General features: G+C 57.4%; 1 protein-coding gene. It reads right to left on the reverse strand.

What is annotated here, in order from left to right:
• Positions 1-239 (reverse strand): recombinase family protein (locus B7444_RS15805; RefSeq protein WP_035730862.1); only part of this gene is annotated, 239 nt, incomplete at its 3' end.
• Positions 240-373 lie beyond the last annotated feature (134 nt).

A 373-nucleotide genomic window follows, 5' to 3' on the forward strand; every position in this document is an offset into this window, starting at 1 on the left:
GTCAGGGTGTCGATGGTATCTCGTCCCAGCCGGTCGAGCTTCACCACCGTCAATGTGTCGCCGTTGCAAAGGTGCTCAAGAAGCTTTTGCAGCACAGGACGTCTGGCAGCACTCACACTGCCGGAGACGGTTTCCACAAAACAGTTCTCCAGGTCGACCCCGGCCTGTTTCAGCTCCAGCACTTGCGGATCTGTCGTCTGCCCGTCAGTCGAAACCCTGGCATATCCATAGGTTGTCATTTCGCATGCCCTTTCTGTCACACTGGACGCCGCAAAACCTCTCGTTCCCCCGAGATGATGCGAAACCGGTCGTTTGTGTCACTGGGTTTGGGAGGTGGACGTGCCCGACAGAGCGCAAGTTCAGCTCTGGTCCT

It is taken from the genome of Gluconobacter thailandicus F149-1 = NBRC 100600 (assembly GCF_000964465.1).
GTDB lineage: Bacteria > Pseudomonadota > Alphaproteobacteria > Acetobacterales > Acetobacteraceae > Gluconobacter > Gluconobacter thailandicus.